This window comes from Anabaena lutea FACHB-196 (genome assembly GCF_014698305.1).
In the GTDB taxonomy this organism is placed as follows: domain Bacteria; phylum Cyanobacteriota; class Cyanobacteriia; order Cyanobacteriales; family Nostocaceae; genus Anabaena; species Anabaena lutea.
Map to the genome: position 1 here is coordinate 1 of NZ_JACJST010000026.1, position 26,577 is coordinate 26,577.

Consider the following 26,577-nt stretch of genomic DNA (forward strand, 5'->3'; position numbering starts at 1 on the left):
TAACAATTATATGATTCGAGTTCTCAGTTCCTGTTTCATTGACTCTACATTAGATTCCTCTCATCCCTTATGTCAAGCCTAATTGAGATGCTCTTACCCTGATCCAGGAAGAGATGTAAAACGGACTTGTGCAAATTCAGCATAGGGCATTTTTTCAACTATAACTTTTACTGTGCCACCTTTACCTGCATTCTCAAAAGAATTGAGAAAACAGCGCAGCAGCTTGCGTAACAGCGATCTGATATCTGCTGATACTGTAATTATCTCTGTCCAGTAAGTGAGAATTTCCACCTTGCGGATAGCAGCCTCAGTTGCTAAAAGGTCTACCAAATCGTGCAAACTATCACTAAGTGATAGAGGTTGAATTTGTCCGATTTCTAATGATGCTAAACTCCGCCAAATTGCAGCACGATGACGAAATATTTGAATTGATTTTTCTGCCTGTTGCAGCAATTGCATTGCATAATCTAAGCGATTAACAGCTACCATCCGAGAGCCAATTTCCAGTTTTAACCGTGCGGCTTGATGCCCTTGAATGATATCTTGACGCAGTTCTTCTAATGGTTGATAATCATCAGGATTTGATGCTAACACACGGCGAATATCTTTTTCTAAATTTCCTATCAATAATTCTGCTTCAATACCGTGAGATGCACACAGCAATATCTCTTTCAATCTTTGTCCTGCATCAGGACGACGGACTGAGATACTGAACACACCAATAATCTCCCCGTTTTCGTCCCGCAGGGGAATTCCCTGGCAAGTGAAGGGATGAAATCCTTGAATAAAATGCTCTGCGGCCACGATTTCTACATAACCTTCTTCAGCTAAGGGAGTACCGATACCATTGGCACCAGCGACAGCTTCCGACAGCAGAGAACCCGGAGTAGGAAATGATTCGGAAGCTTGTATGGTTTGCTTGTCTCCCACTACATCTAGTAGAATGCCTTGGCGATCGCTTAACATCACTGCATGACGATCTGTTCCCGCAGCCTGTGATAAGGTTCGGAAGTAGGGAGCCGCTAAATTAATCAGATCACTATGTTGCTTTACTAAACGTTCAGTCTCCAAGCTAGATAGTTTCTCAGCTTGAAGAGCGCGGTTATCAGCCCCTTGTAAATGCGATCTTTCCCAAGCACGATAGATTTCTGAGCGCAACATCTCAGCACGAATTCCGCCTGTTGATGTGTATATAAGCCCTGCTTCTACTGCATTCTTTCCCTGAGGGGACATAGTTTTAACATCTCTTGATTAAGAAATATCACTGAGAACTTACGGAGAGTAAAAATCAATGGTTTAGGCAGAGTGTAGGGGAAGAAAAAGAAAGTTTTGGGAAAATGTCAAAGCCCTTCTCCACTCTTTTCACCACACTCTGTCAAGGCAAATAATTTTGGTGCGTAGATTTTATCATTTTTAGGTTGATATTATCAAATAATATCAATTTTTTTGCTCATGTCTCAACAGCTATAGAAATGCTGGTTGATGAATGAGAAATTTTCTAACACGCCGCCTAAGAAACAAAACCAAAGAGAGAAATATCAGTTTTTATCCCAAAATTTTGACATCAACCAAGTGGATGAATTTTTATTTTTTTGAATTAACATTTATTCATCTTTTTGATAGAGGGAGTTAATCAATCCACTTGTGAAGATGGTAATGACCTTAAGCGGTGAATGATTATGCCTAAAGCAAATCCAGTTGAACTCCAAAAACATTTGAAAGGTGTTGACTATCCTGCTAATAAGGAAGAATTGATTGAACACGCTAGAGAGCAAGGAGCCGATAAGCAGCTGCTTTCATTACTAGAACAATTGCCAGATGATGAAGAATATGAAAATCCAACCGACCTTAACAAAGCTATAGGTGAGATTCAGTAGTTTATTGAACTGGTGGGGAATAATCGCCTGATTTTCCACCAGTCTTACTTACCAAACTAATTGATTCAATTTGAATCGACTTTTCTAAAGCTTTTGCCATATCGTACAAAGTCAGCGCTGCCACAGAAACCGCAGTTAAAGCTTCCATTTCCACACCAGTTTCAGCTTTAGTTTTCACTGTGGCATAAATTTGATAACCGGGTAGTTGGGGATCTGGTGTTACTTCAACTGTAATTTTTTGTAAGGGTAAAGGATGACAAAGGGGAATTAAATTAGATGTCTGTTTGGCGGCCATAATCCCCGCTAACCTAGCAGTTCCCAAAACATCCCCTTTAGGAGCATTTCCGGCTTGAATGGCGGCAAAGGTGGCTGGCAGCATCCGCACCCTGGCTTTCGCTACAGCTTGGCGCACAGTAGGGATTTTGTCAGACACATCAACCATTTGCGCCTCTCCCTGATCATCGAGATGAGTTAAGTTAACAGAATTTGAAAAAATATCTTGCGTCATTTGAGAAAGATGTGTTATTATTAGATGCAGTCGGTTGAGGGTGTGTAGCTCAGTGGACTAGAGCACGTGGCTACGGACCACGGTGTCGGGGGTTCGAATCCCTCCTCGCCCGTTAATTACAATAAAATGCACAAGCTCTTTGTTTAGGGTTTGTGCATTTTGTTTTTAGGTGACAGGGAACAGGTGACAGGTGACAGTAATTAGGGAATAGGAGGCAAAAATTTCTCCTCTACCTAATGCTACCCAATGCCCTACACCCTGCTTTTCAAAGCATAAACATCTTCACCACGACCAAAGGCAAAGCGGAGGGAATTGGATAAATTTCGGCTGGACTGGGTGACGAAAATCAGAATTGCCAAGACACTTAAACCAGTCGCAAAACCAAACATACTGCGATAGCCGATTTGTTGGGCAACAGCACCCAAAATTGGGCCAGCTATAATCAGTCCAAAATCTAATCCCATTAAAGATACGCCAAATATCCGCCCTCGTTCATGGGGTAATGCCCTATCTGTCATCATTACTGAAATCATAGGAATGACTGTTCCAGAAGCAGCACCTTCTATAAATCCTCCCAGCAAGAAAGTTAAGGGGTTGTTTGCCTGCCAAATACAGATCATTGCCAAAGTATAAACCATTAAGCTGAAGGTGATAAATAAACCTCGCCCATATCGATCAGAAGCCCGACCAGTAAATACCCTGACACTAAAACTGGATATAGCCGCAGCTGTAAAAAATAATCCGGCATTTAAATTTACTCCTGTTGATTTGATGTACAACGCAATAAAGGTATGTACAGTACCTAAAGCTAAACCAAACAGTAAAAGTACAATAGCAGGTACACGCACACGGGGACTAATTAGTAATTGCCAAAATCGATCACCCGTGGAGTTTGTAGGTTGTTCTACAATAGATGGATTGGCAATTGGTAGGATGCATAATATACCCAAACTACCTAAAATAGCCGATGACAAAAATAATGGTGTGTAACCATATGCGGCTTGTAAATATCCACCTAAAGCTGGGCCAAGTGCTACACCGATAGGATTAACCAAACTCATATAACCGATGATTTCACCACGTCGGTGTTCTGGTGCTAAATCTCCTACCAAGGCGATGTAACCTGTGGCAAAGGCAGCTATACTGATACCGTGAAAGGCGCGAATTGCCATTAAAGGTAGAATTGATTTTACTACCAAATAACCAAGGGGTGCGATCGCAGCCACTGACATCCCAATCAGCAAGACAATCTTTCTCCCCCGACTATCTGCTAATGCACCAACTAGGGGACGAAATAGCAACATCCCAATAGCAAAGCTACCCATCACAATTCCAATTTGTTGCTTTGTCGCGCCAATAGACTCGATATATAAAGGTAAAGTGGGCAACAACGAAGCTAAACTTGACCAGAATAATAAACCCGCCGCAAACAATATCAGCAGGTTTCGCCGCAGATCAGCGTCAAAAGTATCAAAAGCTTTCACGGCAGATGCAATTTTAATGCTAAGTAATTTGTCTTTCTATTGTTACGTTACTTAACATTTTTTGCCACTACTTCCCGCACCCGATATATCGGCCTTCCTTGAGATTCATGATAAGTACGCATCAATAACTCTGCCAACAGACCGAAGCAAAATAACTGCACGCCTGTTACTAGTAATAAAACCGCCAAAATCAGCAAAGGGCGATTTCCAATCATTTCAGCCCAAACCAATTTCAGAAAAGTCAAGTAAATGCCGATTCCCAACCCAGAAACCATTGAAATTAAGCCCAAAAGCCCAAAAACGTGCATTGGCCGGGTGAGGAATTTTTTCATAAACAGAATAGTTAACAAATCCATCAACACCCGGAAAGTCCGTGAAATCCCATATTTACTTTTTCCAAACCGTCGCGCATGATGACGCACAGGCAATTCTGTAATTCTCGCCCCTTCGATATATGCCAAAGCCGGTAAAAAGCGGTGTAATTCCCCGTAAAGGTTCATATCTGCAACTAATTCGCTACGATAGGCTTTCAGAGAACAACCATAATCATGAATATAAACGCTTGTACTGCGACGAATTAACCAATTGGCAATTTTAGAAGGAAGCAACCGATTTACCGCCCCATCTTGGCGATTTTGCCGCCAACCACTGACCAAATCATAACCTTCATCCAGCTTTGCTAATAACATAGGGATATCAGCTGGGTCATTTTGCAAATCTGCATCTAAAGTCACAATCGCTTTTCCTGTGGCATAATTAAACCCAGCCGCCATAGCCGCAGTTTGTCCGTAGTTACGCCGCAAAATTACCGCTTTTAAATCAGAACGAATTTGGGCTTGTTCCTTGAGAAATTCCGCCGAACCATCGCTAGAACCATCATCTACACAGATGATTTCATAATTTAAATTACTAGCACTGAGAGTGGAAGCGATCGCCTCCAACAATAAAGGTAAACTTTCTACTTCATCTTTTATGGGTACAACTACGGATACATCTGGTAATGGGTGATTGGTAATTGGTAATGGGTGATTGGTAATTGGTAGTTGGTGATTAATCATTGCTAGTAGGTGATAGCTGATAGCTGATTTTACATTGTAGGGTGGGTTAGGACGCTAGTCCGTAACCCACCATCAACTCAAGGATAATGGTGGGTTACGCTGTCGCTAACCCACCCTACTTTGTTTTCTATGTGGTTCATAACTTTTCACAACTCTACCAGCACCGCGTAATTGTTGATAGTTAGGACGCTAGTCCGTAACCCACCATCAACTCAAGGATAATGGTGGGTTACGCTGTCGCTAACCCACCCTACTTTGTTTTCTATGCGGTTCATAACTTTTCACAACTCTACCAGCACCGCGTAATTGTTTATAATATGACTGACTAACTGTATCACCTTGTTCCGAAAGTTGATCAATTCCAATTCCGTTGCGTCCTTGTTCTTTTCCTGAACTGTGAATATAGCAACCATCACCCAAATACAAACCTACATGAGTTGCTTTTTGGGGAGTGCCAAAAAAGATTAAATCCCCTGGTTGTATTTCATTAATATCAACTGGTTGAGTAAAATCTTCTTGCTGATAAGCATCTCGCGGTAGCCACACACCCACAGATTTAAAAGCGGCTTGCATTAAACCAGAACAGTCATAATTTGGTGCTACAGTTCCACCCCAAAGGTAATAATTATCTTGTCGTTTTGCTGCTTGAGTAAAAGCGATAACTGCGGGTATGTGTTGTTGAATTTCTGCGGCTGAGATGAATTGGGGTTGATATATTGTTTCTGTTGGTTGGAGAAATTGCAAATCTTGAACAGATAACCATCCTGGATAGTTATCTTCACATAAAAGAACTTCTATAGCTGTATTTTGATGATTGGATGTGATTTTTAAATGTCGTCCTTTTGCGGCTTGGGTCGCTAAACGGACACATTCAGGAGAATCATAGATATTTAGGTCAATGTTACAGTGATATTCTGTTGTTGGGGAATGGGGAATTAGTACGTTTATTGACATGATTAATATTATCTGAATCAGGATATCCAGGATTTAAGGATGAACAGGATTATATAATCTATTATTCTGTTAATCTTTAAATCCTTATTCAGACATGATCACACAACCGCTGCACCTCTGAAAAATCAATATAGTATTGTCTATCTTCAGCTTTACTTTTATCAAGAGTTTTATTCGGGTTGCAAGCTTGATAAAACCTCATTAAATCAAGTGTCATGATAAATTACCTAAAATCAGCCTAATCATAGTTACCATCTCAGTAATTATACAGGTAATGATAGGATTAAGCGAGAAACGAGACTCCTGATAGCATAAGGACATTATTCACAAATGGTTTTTTTTAATAAAAACGAACAACTAGAACATCTCGGTAATGAAATTTTAGAGGCAACTTGGTCTAAATTTACAAGTTTAGCCCGTAACCAAATTGCTTTAACTTGGGTTGTTTATGATCCACCAGTGCTAGTAAATACAGGTGGTGCGTTGACTCCTGATGCTTTTTGGAATCATCCGGTGCGAGGATTTAGTTATCGTGGTGTAGAACGCACTTATCCCGCTAGTGTAGTCAAGTTGTTTTATTTAGTAGCAGTTCATGAATGGCTAGAAAAGGGAATGAGCAATACTTCCAAGGAATTGGAGCGAGCCTTGCGGGATATGATTGTGGACTCTAGTAATGATGCTACCAGTTTAATTGTCGATATTCTCAGCGGTACTACATCTGGAGCAGAGTTACCCCCTGGCCCTTTTGAAACTTGGAAATATCAGCGCCATATTATTAATCGCTATTATCAGTCTTTGGGGTGGGAAGAAATGGCGACTATTAACGTCTGTCAAAAAACTTGGGGTGATGGCCCCTATGGAAGAGAAAGGGCGTTTTATGGAGAGATGTTTGAAAATCGGAATATGCTGACTACCAATGCTACTGCCAGGTTATTGCATAGTATCGTGGGTGGGGTAGCGGTGTCGAGTGGGCGATCGCAATCCATGATGGCTTTACTCAAACGCAGTCTCAACCCTCTGGAGTTACCCCAAGATGTAGAAGAAGACCAAGTTACAGGCTTCTTAGGCAGTGGATTACCCCAAAATAGTCAAATCTGGTCAAAAGCAGGTTGGACAAGCACAGTCCGTCACGATGCCGCTTATATTGAATTACCAGATCAACGTCCTTATCTCTTAGTGGTATTTACAGAAGGGAAAACGCAAGCCAAAAGCCGGGAAATTTTACCTTTTGTTTCCGGAAAAATTGCGGCAGCGGTTAGCAATTTATAAACATGATATGAATGGTGCGTTAACGGCATTTAACGCACTCTACTTCCTACTCAACCGGGCAAATCTAAAGCAATCAACAAAGCCTGTGCCAAATGCGCCATTACCACTTCAGAAAGTACCCCTCTTAAACGCAAAAAGCGGGTTTTAGACAACACCCGCACCTGATCTGCCATTGCGATTGAGTCTTTCCTCAGTCCGCCATCTGGTGCTAAAATTAAAACTTGGGTAGGGTAAACTCGCTTCCCGTCTTGATAGGTGGTACAAGGTACTGCTAAAACCACAGGGCTAGATAGATTAATCACGTCACGACTGACAATAATTACGGGGCGAGTTCCTCCCTGTTCCGAACCTTCTGTCATTTCTAGACGCGCATCATACACTTCACCCCTTTTCATCTTGGAGATTCCCCTAGCTGCAACGCCTCCCACTGAGCCGGCGCAAATTCAGCCTCCATTTTTAATACTTCGGTCTGATAATCTGGGTCTTTTGCCATTTCTGCCAAAGCAGCATCAATTTCGGCTCTCTTTTGGGCTGCTAATTCCCGCTTCAAAGCCTGCACCACAAAATCATTCCTACTTTTGGCTTTTCCCTCTAGCACTGCTTTATCTGTAGCTTCTAGCAGTTCTTTCGGGATTGTTAACGTCGTGCGAATTGTTTCTGCTTTCATGGCGCGTTCTAGGCTGTGATGTCTGAAGTGATGCTTTATATGATATCGTTTTGAGCATCAATTAGTAAGTGCAAGTTGATCATAAATAATTTCCACATTTAGACATCAGTTAGACCTCAGTAATTAAAGCGGAATTCAGCAATCAATAGAGGCGTGGTTACTCCGTATCAATACTATTTTTTTACCCATGCCATCTCCATCAGACTCAACCTTTTCCTAGTCATTGTCAACCCCAGTTTTTTAAATCTATGAGACTGATTTATTTTGGATTTTTTCTATCAATAACTTTCCTAGATTTATCCCTCTTTTTTCAATGAGATTTTCTGTAATTACCGCAATTTTATACGTTAAAATAGTTGTGATTATAAAACACATAACTAATAAGATATCTCCTGGTAAAAAAGACTTACAATAACCGTATATCGTTCTAGATAAATCCCAGGCGAATAAGAAATGGAATATGTAAACAGAAAAAGATACTCTGCCTAAATTCATCAGAGTTTGACGATTGAGAAAATTTTTTTTTGAAGAGAAATCATATAAAAAAATAAAAGATAATCCCGATATAAATGGTATAAGAGCGTCTCGATAGGGAATATGAAATTTAAACATTAACATCATGGAAATAGCAGTTAAGAAAATAAAAAGAATAATATCAAGCTGATAAGTGAAGGATTTTAATATTTGATTTTTATCTAAAAAAAATAAACTTATACCTAACAAGAATACAGGTAATTGATTAATAATACTAAAATAAATAAAGCCACCATTCGTAGGTTCAACCCCAATGACATATTGAACTATAATATTTATGAATAGCATTATCAACGGTAAAATTAGATATAAAATACTTTTGTCTCGTTGTATTTTCCTATATAATGTATATACAAAAGGGAAAATCATATAAAACAACATTTCAGTACCGATAGACCAACCGCCAGGAACTATATTGTTATTTGCAGGCGGGTAAAGTCCATGCACAAATAACAAATTGGTAGCAATATTAATAAAATTGTATTTTCCGTCAATTGTAAAAATTCCCGAATCAATATATATGTTTACACCACTCCGTAACATATAAATAAATATTGCTATGTAATACAGAGGTGCTATTCTAAAATATCTACGAATAGCATAATTTAGCAATTTCAAGTATTCTCCTTGATGTCTTTCCATAGAAAGACACAAAGTATAAGCAGAAATAATAAAAAACAACTGCACACCCATTTGTCCATACTTTGAAAAGTATAGTAATGGTGATGATACTCCATTCACACTGTCGTTTGTATGAACCAAAATAACTAATAGGACAGCAATTCCTCTTAAAGCATCAATATGTTTGAGTTTCATGAGATTGAATAATTTCCTATTACAGTAGTAAGCTCTTAAAAATTAGGATTTAATCATCATCGCTAATAGCTTTTGTCTCACCGAGAGCTTAAGAGCTAGATGGCAAATAATTTAATTTATCAGAAAATGGTATGTATCTTCCAAATTGTGATTAAAATTGTGTAGAAATAGTTTTTTTGTACGGATAAGTAGGAAAATTGTTTTCTAGCTCATATCTCAGTAAACACATAACCCTTAGCTAGTTGTCATCTTGTCACCATTGACAAAAGTCTTTCTGTATTGAGTTATATTATTTACCTCGCCGTTATAAGGTTGAATTTACCAAGCCGTTCCCCAGCAACTTATGAAAACACCCATAGCATTGTCAACTCGTCTGGATACTTATTACCAGCAAATCAAGACAATTATCATAGCTCGTCAAAATCCCATTACTGGTTTGCTCCCTGCGAGTACAGCAATTACCGCTCATGGTGATTATACCGATGCTTGGGTAAGAGATAACGTCTACAGCATTTTAGCAGTTTGGGGTTTAGCTCTTGCATATCGTAAACTAGACCACGACGAGGGGCGCACCTACGAACTTCAGCACAGTGTTGTCAAGCTAATGCGGGGCTTGCTGTTTGCCATGATGCGACAAGCACAAAAAGTAGAAACATTTAAGCATACTCAATCTTTATTAGATGGACTGCACGCTAAATACAATACAGCCACTGGTGACATTGTAGTTGGTGATGACGAATGGGGACATTTGCAACTTGATGCAACATCAATATTTTTACTGATGTTGGCGCAAATGACTGCTGGGGGATTATCAATTATTTATACACTTGATGAAGTTAACTTTGTCCAGAATTTAGTTTATTATATTGGCCGAGCTTACCGCACTCCAGACTTTGGCATTTGGGAAAGAGGAAATAAAATTAATCATGGTAGTGCTGAATTAAATGCTAGTTCCGTAGGAATGGCTAAAGCAGCTTTAGAAGCTATCAACGGACTCAATCTTTTTGGTATACATGGAAGTCAAACTTCAGTAATTCATGTACTACCCGATGAAATTGCTAGAGCCAGAATTACCTTAGAATCTTTATTACCAAGAGAATCAGGTTCCAAAGAAGTTGATGCAGCACTTTTAAGTATTATTAGTTATCCCGCTTTTGCAGTGGAAGATGTGCAATTGCGAGAACGGACTTTTAATAAAATTATCACCAAACTCGCAGGTAAATACGGTTGTAAACGCTTTTTGCGGGATGGACATCAAACCGTTTTAGAAGACACTCAACGCTTACATTATGAACCTGGGGAATTAAAGCAATTTGAAGATATTGAATGTGAATGGCCGTTATTTTTCACATATTTAGTTCTTGATGGTATATTTCGCGGAGAACAAGAACAAGTTAAAAAATATCAACAACTATTAGAATCATTACTTGTAGAAAGTGAAGGACAACGGTTATTACCTGAACTTTATTATGTCCCTGCTGAAAACGTCGAAGCCGAAAAATTAGCACCACAAACTCAACCCCGTTTACCTAATGAAAATATCCCTTTAGTTTGGGCGCAAAGTTTATACTTACTTGGTCAAATGTTGAGTGAAGGATTAATAGCAATTGGCGAAATTGACCCTTTAGGTAGAAATTTGTGTATCAACAAAAAACGCGAAGCATTAATACAAATTGCTTTATTAGCAGAAGACGAAGAATTACAAGCCAAGCTAGCAGTTCACGGAATTGAAACCCAAACTCCTACCCAAGTTGAACCAATTCAAGTGAGAAAATCTGGGGATCTTTCCCACATTTATACACAAATTGGGCGGAATGATAAACTCGGTTTAACTGGTCGTCCGATAAGACGTTTGCGGAGTTTGACGACATCAAGAATTTTTAGGATTTGCGGTGAAACAGTCGTATTTTTACCATCTTTTCTAGATTCTCAGCAGTTTTATTTAACTCTTGATTACCACTTTTTGGTAGATCAACTGAGAAGTGAATTAGCTTATATCCAAAAATATTGGAGTGATTTAGGTCGTCCGACGCTAACTTTAATGTTAACTCACACCATGTTAGAAATCGGTTCCGAAGCATTATTAGAATTAATGCAAGAACTAAAAGATGGTGTTTGTAACGGTGTCCAGGTAAAATTAGGGCGAATAAATCAGTTGATGCTGACAGCAGGAATGCAAACAATTGATTTTCTTCCCAATGCGGAATTTTCCCAATTACCATTAAAAAATGCCGGGATACGTTGCTATTATCTAGCTTATAATCCGGCAAAAAATTGGCGGTTAGGACATACCCAAGAATTCCAAATGGAATGTGAAACTAACCTGAATTCATTGTTGCTGCATTTGCGTTCATCAGAAAATATTTATGAGCAAATTGAGTTATTGCAAACTTTAAAACGTTTACAGAGTTTAGAATTTGATACAGGATATGGTGGCCCCGGAAGACCTGTAACAGTAGCAGATTTACTGGATGAAGTTTACACCAAAGCCGGAGATTTAGGTATTTGGGCAGTGGTGCGTCGCGCTGCGGGTTTGCGCCGAATGGTGGATATTGGCTTATCTGATGCAGTCACAAGTATAGTGGTACGAGGTAAGCAAATTGCTGTGGGTAGGGCTTACAGTGAGGCTTCTCTGATGGTTGTACCCATGTCTCACCATGAAATTGCGGAAAAAATTAATAACTTCTGTCGTGAGGATATCCGCGATCGCGTTTTGACCCAAGAGATTTTGATTTATTTGGGTATATTAATCAAATCAGAACCAGAATTATTTCAAGGACTGCTAACCCTAAGAGTCGGTTATCTGATTCTATTAATTACCAGCGAACTAGCTCAAGAATTGCACGTCACTCAAGATGAAGCCTACGATTACTTAATGCAACTTTCGCCATTTGAAGTAAAAATCCGCTTGTATAAAGTATTAACTGGTTATAGTGGCGTTAGTGGTTTATTACGTCAACAAGAATCACTTCACGTCAAACAAAAAGAAAGTGATATCGCTTGGGTAGTTTTACCAGCAATTAGCGAAGAAATTGCCATTAATTCCGAAAACTGGCGCAGATTTCGCCAAGCCGAAGGCGCACTCAACCGCGTTCCTAAAGACTTTTTTAAACAAGTTTGGCTATTAATGCAACATTGTAAAGGTCTAGTAATTGGCGATAAATTAGAACGACGCAATCGTTTAGATAGTGAAGTAATGCTTTCAGAAATGACATCAGGAGAAAGAAATTTTGCTTTGCTAGTTGAACATTTATTGAATAAAATTGAAGCCCCAGAATATCGCCAAGTTAATGTAGAAGCATTGATGGAATTAGCCGCAATCGTCGCTAATAACCCCAGCTTACAAATTGAAGAATATATAGTTTTAGATGTGTTAGTCGGTCACGCAGTGCGGTTAGCATGGCTAGAAAATCATCCCCATCGCAGTAATCATTATGATGAAGATAAAGGTTTAGCATGGCCACATTTTTACAACACTTCTCCTCAAGATTGCGCTAATTATATTTTGAAGGCGTTTAGGTTCTTGATAGAGTTTGGTGAAGATGCTTAAACGCAGAGGAACACAGAGGTAAGCGCGGAGGAACGCAGAGAATGCAAGAGAATGAGTTAAGTGGGTTGATTATTGGTTGTGCGATGAGGGTACATACTGCGTTGGGACCTGGGTTGTTAGAGTCAGCCTATGAGGAATGTTTAGACTATGAACTCAAAAAAGCCAATCTCAATATTGGTAGACAAATTCCTGTCCCCTTGATTTACGAAAATGTAAAATTAGATTGTGCTTATCGGTTAGATTTACTAGTCGAAAACAAAATCATAGTAGAAGTTAAAGCCTTGGAATCCTTAAACCCAATCCACTCCGTTCAACTTCTCACTTATCTCAAACTAGCCAAATGTAAACTCGGACTCCTCATCAACTTTAACGTCCTTCACCTCAAAGATGGCATCAAACGAGTAGCTAACAACCTCTAACTCCCCGTACCTCCGCGTTAACCTCCGCGTTCCTCTGCGTTAAAAAAACTTATTTCACAGAAACAGCATCAACATCAACAGTATTATCTGTAGATGTAGACTCATTAACACTAGTTTCTACATCACCTTTTTTCGCTTTCCAGCCATCAATAACTAATCCAGAAACTTCAGAAACTAGTAAAGTCAAAAGCAAAACATCATCAATTTGTCCAATAACAGGTATAAAATCGGGAGCAATATCTATGGGGCTGAGAAGATACGCTATTGTACCCAGAATTACCCACCAACGGTATTTGGGATTACGAAGTGTGTTCCGATACCATGTGTAAAGCGATTGAATTGAGAAGTTCATATTTTTAACCTCCAGTTATTTTTATTTTGGCAAATTCTCTTCTAAACTCCCGGTGGGAATAACCGCCCTAGTGTGTATAGAAGATGGTAGTAGTAAGGAGTTATTTACTACTTATCTAGCGATAAAGTGGCTGAGTGTGGTAATGGTGCATTAATCTCTAGAATTAAAATGCTCTAGCATTGTTGCTCTAGTAATGGAGGGAGGAAACCTACACAGTGGATATTTTAGATTTGTTTAAGAAGGGCGGCCCAGCAATGTGGCCTCTACTGGTGCTGTCTGTCCTATCGTTAAGTGTCATTTTCGAGCGTCTGTGGTTCTGGTTGCGGATTTTGACACAGGAAAAGGAAATAGTTGAGCGCGTTCTTGATGCTGCTGCGGAGAATTGGGAAATAGCTACAGAAATTGCCCAAAAAGCAGTAGATCAGCCGATTGGACGTTTTCTCTATGCACCGCTACGTTTACAAAAAGGTGATGCGGAAACCTTTCGATTGGCGCTAGAGTCAACAGCCGCAGAAGAAATAGCAGGTATGCGGAGGGGAGAAAAACTTTTAGAATCTGTGATTGCTCTCTCCCCGCTATTAGGATTGTTGGGTACAGTTTTAGGTTTGATTCACTCTTTGCGCTCAATTCGCATTGGCGATTTGGGTACTGAATCGACGGCTGGCGTAACTACGGGGATTGGGGAATCCCTGATTAGTACCGCTGCCGGCTTAATCGTTGCGATCGCTACTTTGGTATTTTATCGCCTGTTTCAGGGTTTTGTTGTTAACCAAGTCAAAGTTTTTAATAAAGCTGGGAATGATTTAGAGTTACTCTATCGTCAGTTTCCCCCTGATCCTCATCAAAGTACATCAGGAATTGTACGGGAATCTGCACGGGAACGCTTTAATCCACCCCGCAAGCGAGGTAAAAACAAGTTTACAGAAACCCCCGAAACCCCTCCAGAGGAAACACCCCAAAGTTCTCACCCTAACTCGTCACCAGAGCTAGAAAATGAAAGTTAACCTGCATACTCCCGTTGAAGAAGTCCAAATTCAAATTATCCCTTTAATTGATGTCGTTTTTTGTATTCTGACATTCTTTTTGTTAGCGGCCTTGCAATTTACTCGTCAACAAGCAATTAATGTTGATTTACCCAAAGCCAGCACTGGTACAACTTCTGCTGCTAGTTCACAGAAGAGTAGTAATATCTTACCTGTGACTATTGATGCTGTTGGTCAAACTTACATTGAAAAAGATCCTGTCAGACGGGAGGAATTAGAAGCAAGATTAAAGCAATATGTCCAAGCAAATCCTAATGGCATCTTGGTGCTGAATGCATCGCGTACAGCAACTTATAACGATGTCATCCAAACATTAGATTTGCTGCGGCAAGTGGGAGGTAATCGTGTGTCTTTGGGAATTATTCCTGGGCCATCGCAACCACTCACCAACTCACCAATTACCCCGATGATGCCAATACCTAACACGGTACCAATTCCAGGCAGTGATGCTCAAGGCAATTTTAACCCTTCTCTGCCCCTAGCCCCAAATCAATTGCCTGCTACTGGGGAAGGTATCAATCCTGGTGTTTCGCCTATAGTTCCCAACAACAGCGTCCCTCAAGTGCCTGTAGCACCGGGAAACAGCAATTCTACACCTAAAAGGTGACACAATTTCTGTAAACGTTTGTATGTTAAAATCCCCCAAACCCTCTTTAATAGTATGGGCTAGGGGGAATTTTATTTTTTAGAAATATCAAGAAAAATTGGATAAACCTAAAGATATCTAAAATAAAATCCAGTTGGAGTCAGAACTGCTGCTAATTTATAAATAATTGGTTAAGCTACACAGATTTTTCTATCAATAAACCAAGTAATTTATCGCCATCACCATTTACGTTTCAAGGGTTGCGGCAATGAATATTGTGACACTGTTAATTGTTTGGATAGTCACTTCTATCAGCTTGTGGATTATTAGCAAATTGCCTTTTGGGGTTGAAATTGATACTCCAGGAAAAGCCGTCTTTTCCGCTGCAATTCTTGGTATTATTACAGCATTAGTTAGACCAATTCTAGGTGCTGTATTCATTATCCCAAATTTTGCCACATTTGACTTATTATCTGGTATCTTCACATTTATGATTGCTGTGGCTTGTTTTAGTATAGCTGCATGGTTAGTGGAGGGTTTTCGCTTACGTTATGGTGTTTGGAGTGCTGTTTTAGGAGCTTTTGCTCTGACTGTTATTAACAGCGTACTTTACAAATTACTGGGTGTGTAAATAATTCGTAATTCGTAATTGCTAATTCGTAATTTAGAATTTACTACATTGTAAATTTTCTTAGTTGTAAACAAGGTTGGTTTGCATTGGCTATTTTATGATTGGCAACCTTTAATTACGTATCCCTAGCGGGACTGTAAGCACTATTACGAATTACGAATTACGAATTACGAATTACGAATTATTCGTTGTTACTAGGAGGGGCAACTGAGGTGGTAGATTTTTGTTGACGCTGATCACGTTTTTTCCGATCAGCGGTGAGTATATCTGCCATCACTATCAGTGCTTGTGCCATCTTGTCTAGGTTAGAGCGGTATAATTCTAAATCTTTGCTAAGTTTATCTTCTGATAAATGCAAACCATTAGCGATCGCTTTGAGTGCCTCATTGCGTTGCTTGTCATCTTTGACTAGTTCGGGATCTGCTAGTTCCAGCAATGAGAATAAACCAACAGCAAACAAGCGACTGTATTTAAAATTAGGATTTTGAGCTATTGCTTGCAGTTGTGCTTGCAAATCGCCATCTACATCCAAGTGAGTGGTTTGACTCAACCAAGCAATTAAGTCTTTAGCTGGTAAACTCTGAGCGACAGCTTGCAATCTGGCTGCATCCTGTCGATAAAGTTGTGGATCTTGCTCTACAGACTGAGATAAGGCACTAAAAATCGATTCTTGATCCCGTTCGGGTTGATAGCCTTGCATGAAGCGGTCAAAAGTTGTGACGACGCCCAAGGCATAAATTGAATTGTAGCTAAAATCGACATTGACCGACAGCAGATGCATTTCCACCATCAACTCTTCCACTACCCGGCGGTAAATAGTGTTGATTGGACGGGTATGAAGACTGTAGAAAGTTCGCTTTGTATCAGAGACAGTACGGACGTTATTCACAGAGAAAATGTTAAGGGCGACGTGTTCTTATTTTCTAGCTTAAAGGCTTCTTTGCCAAGTTATACAATTTTGGATTTTAGATTTTGCGGAAAGTTGCGTGGGCGGCTATGCCGACTTGAGCAAACTTTCCAAGACGGATTTTTGATTCTCAAAGACTTACTGCATCAGCTTTGCAGTTTTCTCTGTCACTATCATTTTTATTTCTGGGGATCAAGCAGAATTATGAAGGCAGAGGTGGGGGTTTAAGTCCCGCTATTGCAAAACTGAATTACGAATTACGAATTACGAATTACGAATTATTTTTTGTCTTACTCTTGCTGATCAAACTAACTCAGATTTATAATCATTTTTGATCTACGGATATTTTATGAGCTTGTCCCCACAATTAATCACTTTGGGTCAGTACCTGGCTGGTGAATTTGACAATCAGGAACAGGCTATGGCAGAACCTGTTTGGTATGTTCACCTGCGTTTATGGCAACGACCAATTAATCTTTTCTCAGAAGACAGTATCACCCTATTTGCTGAACAAGCGAATACTGTCAACCTAGACAAACCTTACCGCCAAAGAATCATGCGGTTAAGACAGGAGTCTGAGTTTCTACAAGTGCAATACTATATGCCTAAAGATCCAAATGCCCTCCGAGGCGCAGGTAGTAACCCCGCTTTACTGAATCAGTTGACATCAGAGCAGTTAGATTTACTACCAGGCTGTATTTTGTCAGTGACTCAGGAAACCCTAGCCCCTAATCTTTATCGGTTTACTGCTTCTGCACCTCCAGCAAGTATTTGCAGTTTTACTTATCTTGGCAACAGGATACAAGTTTCTTTGGGTTTTGAGGCTACTGAAACCAAATTTCTCAGCTACGACAAAGGAATTGATTCCGAGACTGGAAAAGCCACATGGGGAGCAACAGTCGGTCCTTATCGCTACACGAAGATTCATTGAAGATCCACTCTTTACGTCAAGTCGATTCATCTGCCAATGATTGGACAAATTGAGCAGATGCGGAATTTAAACCAGACGTGGGGCTTGTCTGGTGAGTATTTTGATGTCCTGGCTCGAAAAGATGATGATCGTTGCTGACTAAGCTGGGGAACAGGGTTTCTAAAGCTTCTGCTTCAGTTTCAAAGATTTCAAAAACTGTGTCCATCATTGTCACCTCAAAAACAAGTTTGGCATCTGGGTGGACATTGCAAATGCGGAAACTGCCCTTAACTTTATCAGCATCACGCATCCCAGCGACCAAAGCAGTGAGACCAGAACTATCAATAAAATCTACTTGTTCCAGGTTCACAACTACATGACGACTGATTTTGGAAATACATTCCTGTAATTTCAGACGAAATTGCCAAGCAGTTGTGATGTCTAAGCGATCTGTAGGTTTCAAAACAATTACAGTACTGCCGTCTTGGGTTGTATAGGCTTTTTGGTCTATATTCACTGTACTTCTCCGTGATATGGGCTGAATATCAACTACTTTTGTATATAGACTTAAAATTAGTGAGCCAAAAAACTTGCTGTTCTTTTCATCTTTAAATTTCACCTTCATTGGGATAGTTCTTAGATTTTTAGTAAGTTAGTTGGCTCACCAGACACAGAATCATCCTCAGATGAAATTGGAGATGAGCAAGCTACAGCTAAAAACACGACATTTTTGGGAAATGTCCGTATTTAGTAGTTTAACGCACATACCTTAAGTATGACTTGGTGTCCAGTTGATCCAATCTTGAGGCTTGAGAAAAGTTTCATACAACTCAGCTTCGGGCGAATTGGGTTCTGGTTTGTAGCCGTATTCCCAACGCACTAAAGGTGGTAGGGACATGAGAATGGATTCTGTGCGTCCGTTGGTTTGGAGTCCAAAAATTGTCCCCCGGTCGTAAACCAAGTTAAATTCTACATATCTGCCGCGACGGTATAGTTGAAAATTCCGTTGGCGATCGCCATATTCTATCCCATGTCGTCTTTGCACAATTGGTACATAGGCTGGTAAAAAGGCTCGACCACAGTCTTGCACCAATGCAAATAATTCTTCCCAAGTCCGTGGTGGTAGTTTTCCTACCTCATTACTATAAATAGCTGCTGCCCCATTGGGGTCGGGTCCGCGATATATAGCCCCTTGACCATCTTGGTAATCCAAAAACAAACCGCCCACACCGCGTGTTTCATCTCGATGTTTGAGATAGAAATATTCATCACACCAACGCTTAAACACCGGATAATATTCTGGGTGATGTTGATCGCAAGCCTGTTTGAGAGTTTGATGGAAATGGGCTGCATCTTCAGCAAAGGGATAATAAGGTGTCAAATCAGCGCCACCACCAAACCACCATACTGGGCCTGCTTCAAAATAGCGGTAATTTAAATGGACTGTGGGTACGTAAGGATTACGGGGATGTAACACCAGTGAAGTTCCTGTGGCATAAAAGCCGTGTCCTTCTGCTTCAGGGCGTTGAGCTAAAATTGACGGTGGCAGATGGGAACCCCAAACTTCAGAAAAATTTACACCAGCTTGTTCAAAGATAGCCCCATCACGCAGTACACGCGATCGCCCGCCACCCCCTTCTGGACGCTGCCAACTGTCTTCTTGAAACTTACCAACACCATCCAGTTCCTCTAAACCTTGAGTAATTTCGGCTTGTAAATTTTGCATAAACTGACTGACTCTAGCCTGAGCGTCAGATGCTGGAAGAAAGTGGGATGATTCTGCTGCTAGAGTGGGTGTTTGCGAGTTGGTCAACATAGATTCCCGAACCTAAAATTACAATTTCTGTGAAAGCTACAAATTTTCATTTTCAAAATTTGTCGGCAATCAGAGCCACCAAAGCTCAAGAATGCCAAAACTGCTTTTTCCTAGTTGTCAAGCTTTTACACCATTGATGGGCATGACTAGAGCTATTGTCCCTCAAATGCGTATAGGCTTGTATATTAACCAAGTTTTTTTTCGACTTTTTGCTTGGAACATTCTGGTACGAATACCAGACTCTGACCAATTAGTCTACAAAGTAGTTTGTTTGTTGTCTGGCATCTGTGGCAAATAGATGAAAGGCTCAAGCAAAAAGCTACTGCCGAAAATGCCAAAGTTACCAGATACTGTGTAGGTTTGCTCCTAGAGGAGGATGAGAAAAGTGCAAAGTTGGTTGTCAAAATTCAGCCACCGCAAACGTCTTCGATTTTGCGCTGCTCTGGTGCGGACGTATCGAGAGATCAGTTCTGCTTCTGTAGATGAACTGTGGCAACAAGTAGTTGACTTCACAGATGTTTCTTGGCATCCACTACTCAAAAGTACCAACGTACCATTAGGACTAGTCCCCAAACCTGGATTGATTTTCCAGGCTTTCACACGCTTTTCGCCGATTCCCATCCAGATTTTTGTAGAATGCGTCAATCCCAAAAAAATGCTGAGTATCCGCATTTTGGCAATTCCCGGAATTGAGGAACGGGTGACATACCAAGTGGAGTCAACTGTTTGTGGAAGTTATTTATCTTATTCTGTGACATTACGCGGTTGGTTATCACCTCTAATTTGGTCGTTCTCTCGTCCTTATGCAGATCGGGTAGCACGTTCCTTGGTTGAAGCTGTAGAAAAGGCAGCATTACCAACAGTATCAGGCAAGAAAAAATCTTTGGATAATAGTTGTTTTGATTTTTAAGTCGGGTGACAGGTGACAGAAAGCAGGGGAAAATTAATAAACCAATGACTAATGACCCAAGAAAGTTAAGATGCAAGTAGGTAAAAATGACAATTTTTTAAATTTTATTAAGGCGGCAAGGGTATACACGCTATGTATGATGTTTTAGATGCTCACTCAGTCCTAGAAGTCTTGCGACCAGTTGAAGATCCAGAGCTTCGCAAAAGCCTGGTAGAACTGAATATGATTCGCAACGTCAAAATTGACGCTGGCAAGGTTAGCTTTACTTTGGTGTTGACAACTCCCGCCTGTCCCTTACGGGAATTTATTGTTGAAGATTGTAAAAAAGCGGTATACAAGCTCCCAGGTGTGATAGATATCAGTGTAGAAGTGACAGCAGAAACACCACAACAAAAAAGCTTACCTGACCGTAATGGTGTTCCGGGCGTAAAAAATATTATTGCTGTTTCTAGCGGTAAAGGCGGCGTTGGTAAAAGCACAGTGGCGGTAAATGTTGCCGTGGCTCTAGCACAAACAGGAGCTAAAGTCGGCTTGTTAGATGCGGATATTTACGGGCCTAATGACCCTACCATGCTGGGTTTGGCTGATGCCAAAATTGCTGTTCGCTCCACAGAAACAGGTGAAATCCTGGAACCTGCTTTTAATCATGGTGTTAAATTAGTCTCAATGGGCTTTTTAATTGACCGAGATCAGCCTGTGATTTGGCGTGGACCAATGCTCAATGGCATAATTCGCCAATTTCTCTATCAGGTGGAATGGGGAGAACTGGACTATTTAATTGTGGATATGCCACCAGGAACAGGAGATGCTCAGTTAACTTTAACCCAAGCAGTACCGATAGCTGGGGCAGTGATTGTCACCACACCGCAAACAGTAGCGCTATTGGATTCGCGGAAGGGGTTGCGGATGTTCCAGCAGTTGAATATCCCGGTATTGGGAATTGTGGAAAATATGAGCTATTTTATTCCCCCAGATCAACCGGATAAGCAATATGATATTTTCGGTTCCGGAGGTGGCTCAAAAACTGCCGCAGAATTAGGAGTACCACTGTTGGGATGTGTACCTTTAGAAATTTCTACTAGAATTGGCGGTGATCATGGTGTGCCAATAGTTGTTGCTCAACCAGATTCAGCTTCGGCTATTGCCCTGAAAGCGATCGCTTTAACTATCGCCGGTAAAGTATCAGTGGCTGCTCTAACATAAGGCAGCTATGCTGAAGGCAAAAGGCAGAAGGCAGAAGGCAGAAGGCAGGTAAGTCTTACTTTTCTCTTCCCCGCGTCTCCCTATCTCCGCGTCCCCGTGTCTCCCTATTATCTCCCTATCTCCGCGTCCCCAATCCCCGTTTAACGCTCAAGTTTCTCCTCGCACAATGTTATTAAAACCTTCACTCCCCAAAATCCGCTGGCAATATTGGGTTAAACCCTGGCAGCAAGTAGATTGGCTATTGTTTTGTTTACCTGTAGCCCTGAGTATGTTTGGCGGTCTGATGATTCTGAGTACAGAACTGAAGCAGCCAGTAACTGACTGGTGGTGGCACTGGCTTGTAGCTGGGATTGGCTCAATCATAGCTTTGTTTTTGGCTCGTTGCCGCTACGAAAACCTGATTCAGTGGCACTGGATAACTTACGCGCTGACTAATTTTAGTTTGATAATTGTGATGATCGCTGGTACTAGTGCCAAAGGCGCACAGCGATGGATTAGCATTGGTGGCTTCAATGTCCAACCCTCAGAATTTGCCAAAATAGGGATGATTATCACCCTAGCAGCTTTACTGCACAGACGTACAGCTTCTACCCTTGACAGTGTGTTCCGTGTCTTGGCAATCTCTGCTATTCCTTGGGCATTAATATTTTTACAACCAGATTTGGCTACATCTCTAGTATTTGGGGCGATAGTTCTAGGAATGCTTTATTGGGCAAATGCCAATCCGGGTTGGTTAATCCTGATGATTTCCCCGGTGGTGTCGGCAATTCTGTTTAGTATATCCTGGCCTTTGTCAAGTCCGATAGTGTTGCTTAAAGAACTATCTTTTAGCCCTTTGGGTTTAGCGTGGGCAGGTGCTATGGGGATTGTGGGATGGCAGACTTTACCCTGGCGGAGATTTAATGTTGGTGCTATTGCTGCTTTTAGTCTCAATATGTTGGGGGGTGAATTAGGAGTTTTCGCTTGGAATCACGTATTAAAAGAATATCAAAAAGACAGGCTGAGTGTATTTATTAATCCTGAACATGATCCCCTTGGTGCGGGTTATCACTTAATTCAATCTCGTATTGCCATTGGTGCCGGAGAAGTTTGGGGATGGGGTTTGTTCAAAGGTCCGATGACTCAACTCAATTTTGTACCTGAGCAGCACACAGATTTTATTTTCTCTGCCGTTGGTGAAGAATTCGGTTTTGTTGGTTGTTTAATAGTATTATTTGTCTTCTGCTTGATTTGCTTCCGTCTACTACACGTAGCTCAAACCGCCAAAGATAATTTTGGTTCGTTGTTGGCTATCGGTGTTTTATCGATGATTGTGTTTCAACTAATTGTGAATGTGGGCATGACTGTTGGTTTAGCACCTGTAGCTGGTATACCCTTACCTTGGATGAGTTATGGTCGTTCTGCGATGCTGACCAACTTCATCTCTTTAGGAATAGTAGAATCTGTAGCCAATTTCCGCCAACGTCAAAAATATTATTAAATTAGGTGGCAGGTGACTAGGGAGATGGGGAGACGCGGGGACGCTCAAGATGGGGAGAGTATTTATCTTTATTCGTCCAGCACCCAGCAAGAAAGCCCCCAGCAAGAAAGCCGATTTATTCCCTATTCCCTCTGACAACTGACAAACAATTAATATTAAGGTATTAACAGAGAATAAACCGAGGGTAAAAACATGATTCTTCCTGGAGCAACTGTTCGCGTCAAAAATCCCGCAGACACCTATTATCGCTATGAAGGACTTGTGCAACGGGTCAGTGATGGCAAGGTAGCTGTACTTTTTGAAGGTGGTAATTGGGATAAATTAATTACCTTTCGCTTGCCAGAATTAGAACCTGTAGATACTACAGCCAAGAAAAAAGGAAAATAGCTAATAGCTAATAGGTAATGGGTGATGGGTGATAGGTAATTAGATGATAATTCTCAACTGTTGACTCAGCGCTCGTTACTCGGCACTCGTTACTCAGCACTCCCATGCGTCTACCTTTACCACAGTTTGCTACAGGCGATCGCCATCCTCACCACATTGGGGAGGTGATCGAAACCGCGACTACTGAATTTTTGGCACAGTGTTTAGAACCGGAAGACTTGAGTTTTCCGCCTATGCCACCTTTTGGTAGTTGGGTTTGTGCTGTGGATGAAGAATCTGGCAATCAAGTCTATGCTGTGGTGTATCATGCCACAACTATGCCTATAGATTCTGTACACAGAGCCAGGGCGTTGGGGTTGTCCTTGCAAACTTTGCGCGAGGAACAACCCCAGATATTTGCTATGCTCAGAACTGAATTTCGGGCTGCGATTGTTGGATTTGAGCAGCAGTCTCAAAATCTAAGTTATAACCAAGGAATATATCAGTATCTCCCCCCCCGTCCACCTCAGATTCATCAAGCTGTTTATCGGTGTCAACCAGAAGCAATTGTCAAGTTCACTGAAAAACTAGATTTTTTGCGGACATTACTTTTGATTAACGGTGCGCCGGTAGAATCTTTGGCCGCGTCTGCCATTCGTGAAGTTTACCAGTTACGCAAAGCTGATCGAGAATGGTTGATTAAAGCTGGACGACACCTGAGTGTGCTGCTAAAAGACGATTATGATCGCTTACGGTTTATTTTGAGTCAAATCCACCCGTAGGCTGTTAGTTCCTAAACAATTGCCTGGTTAGTGTTAAGTTAAGTTTTTTTAATATTTATTCAGGGGAGCTTTTGAAAGTTATATAAATCAGGCGATAGTTCTTCCGATTATCGCAGCTGCACCGTTGCCCATTTCAGTCCTACCTATGGAACTCTTATTACAAGTGCTGGCTTCGGAACCAACCTCCCAAGTTCTTGGTAAGGAACCCATTGTTCCCTTTGCTATTTTATTGGTGGTTATCTTAGTTATACCTATCCTTTTTGATCGGCTAAGATTGCCAGGATTAGTGGGTTTGGTTTGCGCTGGGGTAGTACTTGGTCCATCAGGCTGGCGTTTATTGGAGTCAGAATCGCCAATGATTACCTTGCTATCAGACATTGGGTTAGTTTACTTAATGTTTATAGCTGGATTGGAATTTAATATCAAAGTTTTTCGTGAACAGAAAATTCGTTCTTTGGTATTTGGTAGTTTGACTTTCAGTCTACCCCTGATAATCGGCACATTAGTAGGACGATTTTTGGGCTTTGGCTGGGATACTTCCATATTAATTGGTGCTTTACTTGCCTCTCACTCTCTTTTGGCATATCCGATTCTCAGTCATTTGGGAGTAGTCAATAACGAGGCTATCACCATGACAATGGGAGCTACAATTTTTACTGATATCGGCACACTGCTGATATTAAGTGTTTGTATAGCAAGCTCTCAGGCGGGGGTATTCAGCGTTGAGCAACTAATTCCCTTAATAGCATTAATAACAATTTACGCTTTGATAGTGTTAGTAGGATTTGATTGGGCAGGTAAAGAATTTTTCAGAAGGTCTGGAGACGACGAGGGCAACAAGTTTTTATTTGTCTTAATGTCTGTGTTTGTTGCCGCTGTAGTTGCTCAAATGATGGGGTTAGAAAAAATAGTCGGTGTGTTTTTAGCGGGTTTGGCGGTGAATGAAGCTGTGGGCGAAGGGCCAGTTAAAGAAAAATTGGTGTTTATTGGCAGTGTGTTATTTATTCCCATTTTCTTTGTTGATCTAGGTTCAAGGATTGATTTACCTGCCTTTTTTGACGGCGATAGCACAATCAAGTTATTGTTGTTAATTTTCTGCGGTTTGATTACTAGCAAATTTATAGCTGCTTTGTTGGCAAAACTGGTTTACCGCTATAACTGGCAGGAAACTCTAACAATTTGGTCGTTGTCAATTCCTTTGGTAAGTACGACATTAGCTGTGGCATTAGGAGGATATCGGTCAGGGTTACTGCCACCATTGGTATTCAACAGTGTGATTGTTTTAATGGTGATGACAGCGACTTTGGGTCCCTGGCTGACGAGTGTGGTGGCTGCGAGTGCTACTGGTTTAACTTGTTCATCAGTTCAAGAGGAATCACCAAGGACTCTGTCTGAACAGCAAGGAGAATCAGCACATGATCATTTGACTATAGTTGTACCTTTGTATAATCCCCATAATCAAAGGTATTTGATTGAAATGGCGGCATTATTGGCGTGTCAGTCCAATGGCAAAATTTTACCATTAGCGATCGCTCATGCTACGGCTCAGATGGATACACCCCAGTTAGAAGTCGCTTGGCAACGGAGTGAGCGGTTATTAGCAAAAGCCACAGCACAAAGTCAATTATTGGGCGCAAAAGCTGAACCATTACTGCGAATTGATGATGCCTTTGCCCCAGGAATTAGTCGGGCGGCTCGTGAACAAAAGGCAAATTTAATTGTCATGGGTTGGGGTAAACGTACCGGCTTGAGGGCGCGTTTGTTGGGTAATGTGATTGATAGTGTCCTTTGGGCATCCCATTGCCCTGTGGCGGTGGCACGTCTGGTGGAATCACCAAAAAAAATTCAGCGCATTCTCGTGCCAATAGAAAACTTAATGACTCCCACACTAACACCTGTGAAATTTGCCCAGATGTTAGCCGATGCCAATCAGAGCCACATTACTATCTTGAATGTGTGCGATCGCCGCACCAGTTCGAGTAAAATTGCTGCTAGGCGATCGCATCTCTCTGTACTAGTATCTAAATTAGCTTTGGCTCATCCGCCTGAGATTCAAATTATTGCTCATGAAAATGTTGCCCAAGCGATTTTGCAAGCCGCCAGACTATATGATTTAATTGTGTTGCCTTTTATCCGTAATCGTACTAGTCCGGGAGGATTAGCCATTAGTGATGTTACCAACCAATTAGTTAGCCAACTGACTTGCTCAATCATTATTCTGGGAGAACCCCAACACAATCAAAATGTACTTTGGTCAAAAACTATTCCTAGTAATACAGCTTCTGTGTAAAAATACTTTAAAAAACATTTATAGCAGCTGACAGAGAACAGGAGACTCTTGACAGTCTGAAAAGTCTTTTGGTGTCTAGGTTTTATAATCAGTTGGTGTCCTCACCGCCCTGTCCGTTGCTTTATATTCTTTTTGAAGATTTGATGAACTCTAGCTAAAAATCCT

The 26,577-nt window shown here is 40.9% G+C and carries 27 protein-coding genes, 1 tRNA gene and 1 pseudogene; 16 read left to right on the forward strand and 13 right to left on the reverse strand.

Annotation, left to right across the window (positions count from 1 at the left end; genetic code table 11):
* Window positions 1-93 precede the first annotated feature (93 nt).
* Window positions 94-1,233, reverse strand: a complete 1,140-nt coding sequence (locus tag H6G59_RS22245; protein ID WP_190718583.1) for a GAF domain-containing protein — start codon at window positions 1,231-1,233, stop codon at window positions 94-96.
* A gap of 446 nt (window positions 1,234-1,679) precedes the next feature.
* Here H6G59_RS22245 and H6G59_RS22250 point away from each other — a divergent pair, with 446 nt between their 5' ends.
* Window positions 1,680-1,877: a DUF2795 domain-containing protein gene (locus H6G59_RS22250; protein WP_190718585.1), complete on the forward strand. Its 198-nt coding sequence runs from the start codon at window positions 1,680-1,682 to the stop codon at window positions 1,875-1,877.
* A gap of 1 nt (window position 1,878) precedes the next feature.
* Here the strand turns inward: H6G59_RS22250 and moaC are convergent, their stop codons facing one another.
* Entirely contained in the window at window positions 1,879-2,385 is a 507-nt protein-coding gene (gene moaC / locus H6G59_RS22255) for a cyclic pyranopterin monophosphate synthase MoaC (RefSeq protein ID WP_190718588.1), read from the reverse strand.
* Between the two features lie 38 nt (window positions 2,386-2,423).
* Here moaC and H6G59_RS22260 point away from each other — a divergent pair.
* Window positions 2,424-2,497, forward strand: a tRNA-Arg gene (locus H6G59_RS22260).
* Between the two features lie 139 nt (window positions 2,498-2,636).
* Here the strand turns inward: H6G59_RS22260 and H6G59_RS22265 are convergent.
* The 4 genes from H6G59_RS22265 to H6G59_RS27660 form a co-directional block, all read right to left on the reverse strand.
* Window positions 2,637-3,869: an MFS transporter gene (locus H6G59_RS22265; protein ID WP_190718592.1), complete on the reverse strand. Its 1,233-nt coding sequence runs from the start codon at window positions 3,867-3,869 to the stop codon at window positions 2,637-2,639.
* A gap of 47 nt (window positions 3,870-3,916) precedes the next feature.
* The gene (locus tag H6G59_RS22270) at window positions 3,917-4,927 is read right to left on the reverse strand and encodes a glycosyltransferase family 2 protein (protein WP_190718595.1); all 1,011 of its coding nucleotides are present in this window, start codon (window positions 4,925-4,927) and stop codon (window positions 3,917-3,919) included.
* Between the two features lie 240 nt (window positions 4,928-5,167).
* A complete protein-coding gene (locus H6G59_RS22275; RefSeq protein ID WP_190718598.1) occupies window positions 5,168-5,881 on the reverse strand; it encodes a C40 family peptidase in 714 nt (237 codons plus the stop codon).
* A gap of 88 nt (window positions 5,882-5,969) precedes the next feature.
* Window positions 5,970-6,098 carry a hypothetical protein gene (locus H6G59_RS27660; protein ID WP_277924647.1) on the reverse strand — a complete coding sequence of 43 codons (129 nt, stop codon included), beginning with the start codon at window positions 6,096-6,098 and terminating at the stop codon, window positions 5,970-5,972.
* A 113-nt stretch (window positions 6,099-6,211) separates the two neighbouring features.
* On the opposite strand from H6G59_RS27660, the gene H6G59_RS22280 reads away from it, so the two are divergent.
* The gene (locus tag H6G59_RS22280; protein WP_190718600.1) at window positions 6,212-7,150 is read left to right on the forward strand and encodes a serine hydrolase; all 939 of its coding nucleotides are present in this window, start codon (window positions 6,212-6,214) and stop codon (window positions 7,148-7,150) included.
* Between the two features lie 50 nt (window positions 7,151-7,200).
* Here the strand turns inward: H6G59_RS22280 and H6G59_RS22285 are convergent, their stop codons facing one another.
* From H6G59_RS22285 to H6G59_RS22295, 3 genes are all read right to left on the reverse strand, one after another.
* Window positions 7,201-7,545 (reverse strand): type II toxin-antitoxin system PemK/MazF family toxin, encoded by a 345-nt coding sequence (locus H6G59_RS22285; RefSeq protein ID WP_190718603.1) that lies wholly within the window; start codon window positions 7,543-7,545, stop codon window positions 7,201-7,203.
* A complete protein-coding gene (locus H6G59_RS22290) occupies window positions 7,542-7,817 on the reverse strand; it encodes a ribbon-helix-helix domain-containing protein (protein ID WP_071191377.1) in 276 nt (91 codons plus the stop codon). The genes H6G59_RS22285 and H6G59_RS22290 overlap by 4 nt, the downstream gene beginning before the upstream one ends.
* Window positions 7,818-8,063: 246 nt before the next feature.
* Window positions 8,064-9,167 carry an acyltransferase family protein gene (locus H6G59_RS22295; RefSeq protein ID WP_190718606.1) on the reverse strand — a complete coding sequence of 368 codons (1,104 nt, stop codon included), beginning with the start codon at window positions 9,165-9,167 and terminating at the stop codon, window positions 8,064-8,066.
* A 343-nt stretch (window positions 9,168-9,510) separates the two neighbouring features.
* Between H6G59_RS22295 and H6G59_RS22300 the strand changes: the two genes are divergently transcribed.
* Together H6G59_RS22300 and H6G59_RS22305 are read left to right on the forward strand one after the other, a co-directional pair.
* Window positions 9,511-12,717 (forward strand): glycoside hydrolase family 15 protein, encoded by a 3,207-nt coding sequence (locus H6G59_RS22300; protein WP_190718610.1) that lies wholly within the window; start codon window positions 9,511-9,513, stop codon window positions 12,715-12,717.
* 41 nt (window positions 12,718-12,758) lie between these two features.
* Complete coding sequence (locus H6G59_RS22305) at window positions 12,759-13,136, forward strand: GxxExxY protein (protein WP_190718613.1); 378 nt, start codon at window positions 12,759-12,761, stop codon at window positions 13,134-13,136.
* Between the two features lie 49 nt (window positions 13,137-13,185).
* Here the strand turns inward: H6G59_RS22305 and H6G59_RS22310 are convergent, their stop codons facing one another.
* Window positions 13,186-13,488 carry a YkvA family protein gene (locus tag H6G59_RS22310; RefSeq protein WP_190718616.1) on the reverse strand — a complete coding sequence of 101 codons (303 nt, stop codon included), beginning with the start codon at window positions 13,486-13,488 and terminating at the stop codon, window positions 13,186-13,188.
* A 215-nt stretch (window positions 13,489-13,703) separates the two neighbouring features.
* Here H6G59_RS22310 and H6G59_RS22315 point away from each other — a divergent pair, with 215 nt between their 5' ends.
* From H6G59_RS22315 to H6G59_RS22325, 3 genes are all read left to right on the forward strand, one after another.
* On the forward strand, window positions 13,704-14,492 hold the full coding sequence (locus H6G59_RS22315) for a MotA/TolQ/ExbB proton channel family protein (protein ID WP_190718619.1): 789 nt from the start codon (window positions 13,704-13,706) through the stop codon (window positions 14,490-14,492).
* Window positions 14,482-15,138: an ExbD/TolR family protein gene (locus H6G59_RS22320; RefSeq protein WP_190718622.1), complete on the forward strand. Its 657-nt coding sequence runs from the start codon at window positions 14,482-14,484 to the stop codon at window positions 15,136-15,138. The genes H6G59_RS22315 and H6G59_RS22320 overlap by 11 nt, the downstream gene beginning before the upstream one ends.
* Before the next feature lie 247 nt (window positions 15,139-15,385).
* Window positions 15,386-15,748: a phage holin family protein gene (locus H6G59_RS22325; RefSeq protein ID WP_016953266.1), complete on the forward strand. Its 363-nt coding sequence runs from the start codon at window positions 15,386-15,388 to the stop codon at window positions 15,746-15,748.
* A gap of 181 nt (window positions 15,749-15,929) precedes the next feature.
* Here the strand turns inward: H6G59_RS22325 and psb29 are convergent, their stop codons facing one another.
* Complete coding sequence (gene psb29, locus H6G59_RS22330; RefSeq protein WP_190718626.1) at window positions 15,930-16,637, reverse strand: photosystem II biogenesis protein Psp29; 708 nt, start codon at window positions 16,635-16,637, stop codon at window positions 15,930-15,932.
* A 367-nt stretch (window positions 16,638-17,004) separates the two neighbouring features.
* Between psb29 and H6G59_RS22335 the strand changes: the two genes are divergently transcribed.
* A complete protein-coding gene (locus tag H6G59_RS22335; protein ID WP_190718630.1) occupies window positions 17,005-17,586 on the forward strand; it encodes a chromophore lyase CpcT/CpeT in 582 nt (193 codons plus the stop codon).
* 133 nt (window positions 17,587-17,719) lie between these two features.
* Here H6G59_RS22335 and H6G59_RS27665 read toward each other — a convergent pair.
* A pseudogene (locus H6G59_RS27665) lies at window positions 17,720-18,082 on the reverse strand (STAS domain-containing protein); the annotation flags it as partial.
* Window positions 18,083-18,334: 252 nt separating this feature from the next.
* Window positions 18,335-19,381, reverse strand: a complete 1,047-nt coding sequence (gene hemF / locus H6G59_RS22345) for an oxygen-dependent coproporphyrinogen oxidase (RefSeq protein WP_190718632.1) — start codon at window positions 19,379-19,381, stop codon at window positions 18,335-18,337.
* A 91-nt stretch (window positions 19,382-19,472) separates the two neighbouring features.
* Here hemF and H6G59_RS22350 point away from each other — a divergent pair, with 91 nt between their 5' ends.
* From H6G59_RS22350 to H6G59_RS22380, 7 genes are all read left to right on the forward strand, one after another.
* Window positions 19,473-19,679 carry a hypothetical protein gene (locus tag H6G59_RS22350; protein WP_190718635.1) on the forward strand — a complete coding sequence of 69 codons (207 nt, stop codon included), beginning with the start codon at window positions 19,473-19,475 and terminating at the stop codon, window positions 19,677-19,679.
* An 87-nt stretch (window positions 19,680-19,766) separates the two neighbouring features.
* A complete protein-coding gene (locus H6G59_RS22355) occupies window positions 19,767-20,291 on the forward strand; it encodes an SRPBCC family protein (RefSeq protein ID WP_190718638.1) in 525 nt (174 codons plus the stop codon).
* Window positions 20,292-20,423: 132 nt separating this feature from the next.
* The gene (locus H6G59_RS22360) at window positions 20,424-21,494 is read left to right on the forward strand and encodes an Mrp/NBP35 family ATP-binding protein (protein ID WP_190718641.1); all 1,071 of its coding nucleotides are present in this window, start codon (window positions 20,424-20,426) and stop codon (window positions 21,492-21,494) included.
* A gap of 166 nt (window positions 21,495-21,660) precedes the next feature.
* Window positions 21,661-22,974: a rod shape-determining protein RodA gene (gene rodA / locus H6G59_RS22365; protein ID WP_190718644.1), complete on the forward strand. Its 1,314-nt coding sequence runs from the start codon at window positions 21,661-21,663 to the stop codon at window positions 22,972-22,974.
* Between the two features lie 192 nt (window positions 22,975-23,166).
* The gene (locus H6G59_RS22370; protein WP_071191365.1) at window positions 23,167-23,361 is read left to right on the forward strand and encodes an NAD(P)H dehydrogenase subunit NdhS; all 195 of its coding nucleotides are present in this window, start codon (window positions 23,167-23,169) and stop codon (window positions 23,359-23,361) included.
* Between the two features lie 104 nt (window positions 23,362-23,465).
* Window positions 23,466-24,122 carry an HAS-barrel domain-containing protein gene (locus H6G59_RS22375; protein ID WP_190718647.1) on the forward strand — a complete coding sequence of 219 codons (657 nt, stop codon included), beginning with the start codon at window positions 23,466-23,468 and terminating at the stop codon, window positions 24,120-24,122.
* 145 nt (window positions 24,123-24,267) lie between these two features.
* Window positions 24,268-26,412 (forward strand): cation:proton antiporter domain-containing protein, encoded by a 2,145-nt coding sequence (locus tag H6G59_RS22380; protein ID WP_190718649.1) that lies wholly within the window; start codon window positions 24,268-24,270, stop codon window positions 26,410-26,412.
* The last annotated feature ends 165 nt before the right edge of the window (window positions 26,413-26,577 follow it).

Bases quoted from the DNA above. Each gene is read 5' to 3' on its own strand.
- H6G59_RS22325 (WP_016953266.1), top strand. From the start codon at position 15,386: ATGAATATTGTGACACTGTTAATTGTTTGGATAGTCACTTCTATCAGC.
- H6G59_RS22270 (WP_190718595.1), bottom strand. From the start codon at position 4,927: ATGATTAATCACCAACTACCAATTACCAATCACCCATTACCAATTACC.
- H6G59_RS22290 (WP_071191377.1), bottom strand. From the start codon at position 7,817: ATGAAAGCAGAAACAATTCGCACGACGTTAACAATCCCGAAAGAACTG.
- H6G59_RS22380 (WP_190718649.1), top strand. From the start codon at position 24,268: ATGGAACTCTTATTACAAGTGCTGGCTTCGGAACCAACCTCCCAAGTT.
- H6G59_RS22310 (WP_190718616.1), bottom strand. From the start codon at position 13,488: ATGAACTTCTCAATTCAATCGCTTTACACATGGTATCGGAACACACTT.
- H6G59_RS22360 (WP_190718641.1), top strand. From the start codon at position 20,424: ATGTATGATGTTTTAGATGCTCACTCAGTCCTAGAAGTCTTGCGACCA.
- H6G59_RS22300 (WP_190718610.1), top strand. From the start codon at position 9,511: ATGAAAACACCCATAGCATTGTCAACTCGTCTGGATACTTATTACCAG.
- H6G59_RS22375 (WP_190718647.1), top strand. From the start codon at position 23,466: ATGCGTCTACCTTTACCACAGTTTGCTACAGGCGATCGCCATCCTCAC.
- H6G59_RS22350 (WP_190718635.1), top strand. From the start codon at position 19,473: ATGCCAAAACTGCTTTTTCCTAGTTGTCAAGCTTTTACACCATTGATG.
- H6G59_RS22305 (WP_190718613.1), top strand. From the start codon at position 12,759: ATGCAAGAGAATGAGTTAAGTGGGTTGATTATTGGTTGTGCGATGAGG.
- moaC (WP_190718588.1), bottom strand. From the start codon at position 2,385: ATGACGCAAGATATTTTTTCAAATTCTGTTAACTTAACTCATCTCGAT.
- H6G59_RS22245 (WP_190718583.1), bottom strand. From the start codon at position 1,233: ATGTCCCCTCAGGGAAAGAATGCAGTAGAAGCAGGGCTTATATACACA.
- rodA (WP_190718644.1), top strand. From the start codon at position 21,661: ATGTTATTAAAACCTTCACTCCCCAAAATCCGCTGGCAATATTGGGTT.
- H6G59_RS22250 (WP_190718585.1), top strand. From the start codon at position 1,680: ATGCCTAAAGCAAATCCAGTTGAACTCCAAAAACATTTGAAAGGTGTT.
- H6G59_RS22275 (WP_190718598.1), bottom strand. From the start codon at position 5,881: ATGTCAATAAACGTACTAATTCCCCATTCCCCAACAACAGAATATCAC.
- H6G59_RS22280 (WP_190718600.1), top strand. From the start codon at position 6,212: ATGGTTTTTTTTAATAAAAACGAACAACTAGAACATCTCGGTAATGAA.
- H6G59_RS22335 (WP_190718630.1), top strand. From the start codon at position 17,005: ATGAGCTTGTCCCCACAATTAATCACTTTGGGTCAGTACCTGGCTGGT.
- hemF (WP_190718632.1), bottom strand. From the start codon at position 19,381: ATGTTGACCAACTCGCAAACACCCACTCTAGCAGCAGAATCATCCCAC.
- H6G59_RS27660 (WP_277924647.1), bottom strand. From the start codon at position 6,098: ATGACACTTGATTTAATGAGGTTTTATCAAGCTTGCAACCCGAATAAA.
- H6G59_RS22320 (WP_190718622.1), top strand. From the start codon at position 14,482: ATGAAAGTTAACCTGCATACTCCCGTTGAAGAAGTCCAAATTCAAATT.
- H6G59_RS22295 (WP_190718606.1), bottom strand. From the start codon at position 9,167: ATGAAACTCAAACATATTGATGCTTTAAGAGGAATTGCTGTCCTATTA.
- H6G59_RS22370 (WP_071191365.1), top strand. From the start codon at position 23,167: ATGATTCTTCCTGGAGCAACTGTTCGCGTCAAAAATCCCGCAGACACC.
- H6G59_RS22285 (WP_190718603.1), bottom strand. From the start codon at position 7,545: ATGAAAAGGGGTGAAGTGTATGATGCGCGTCTAGAAATGACAGAAGGT.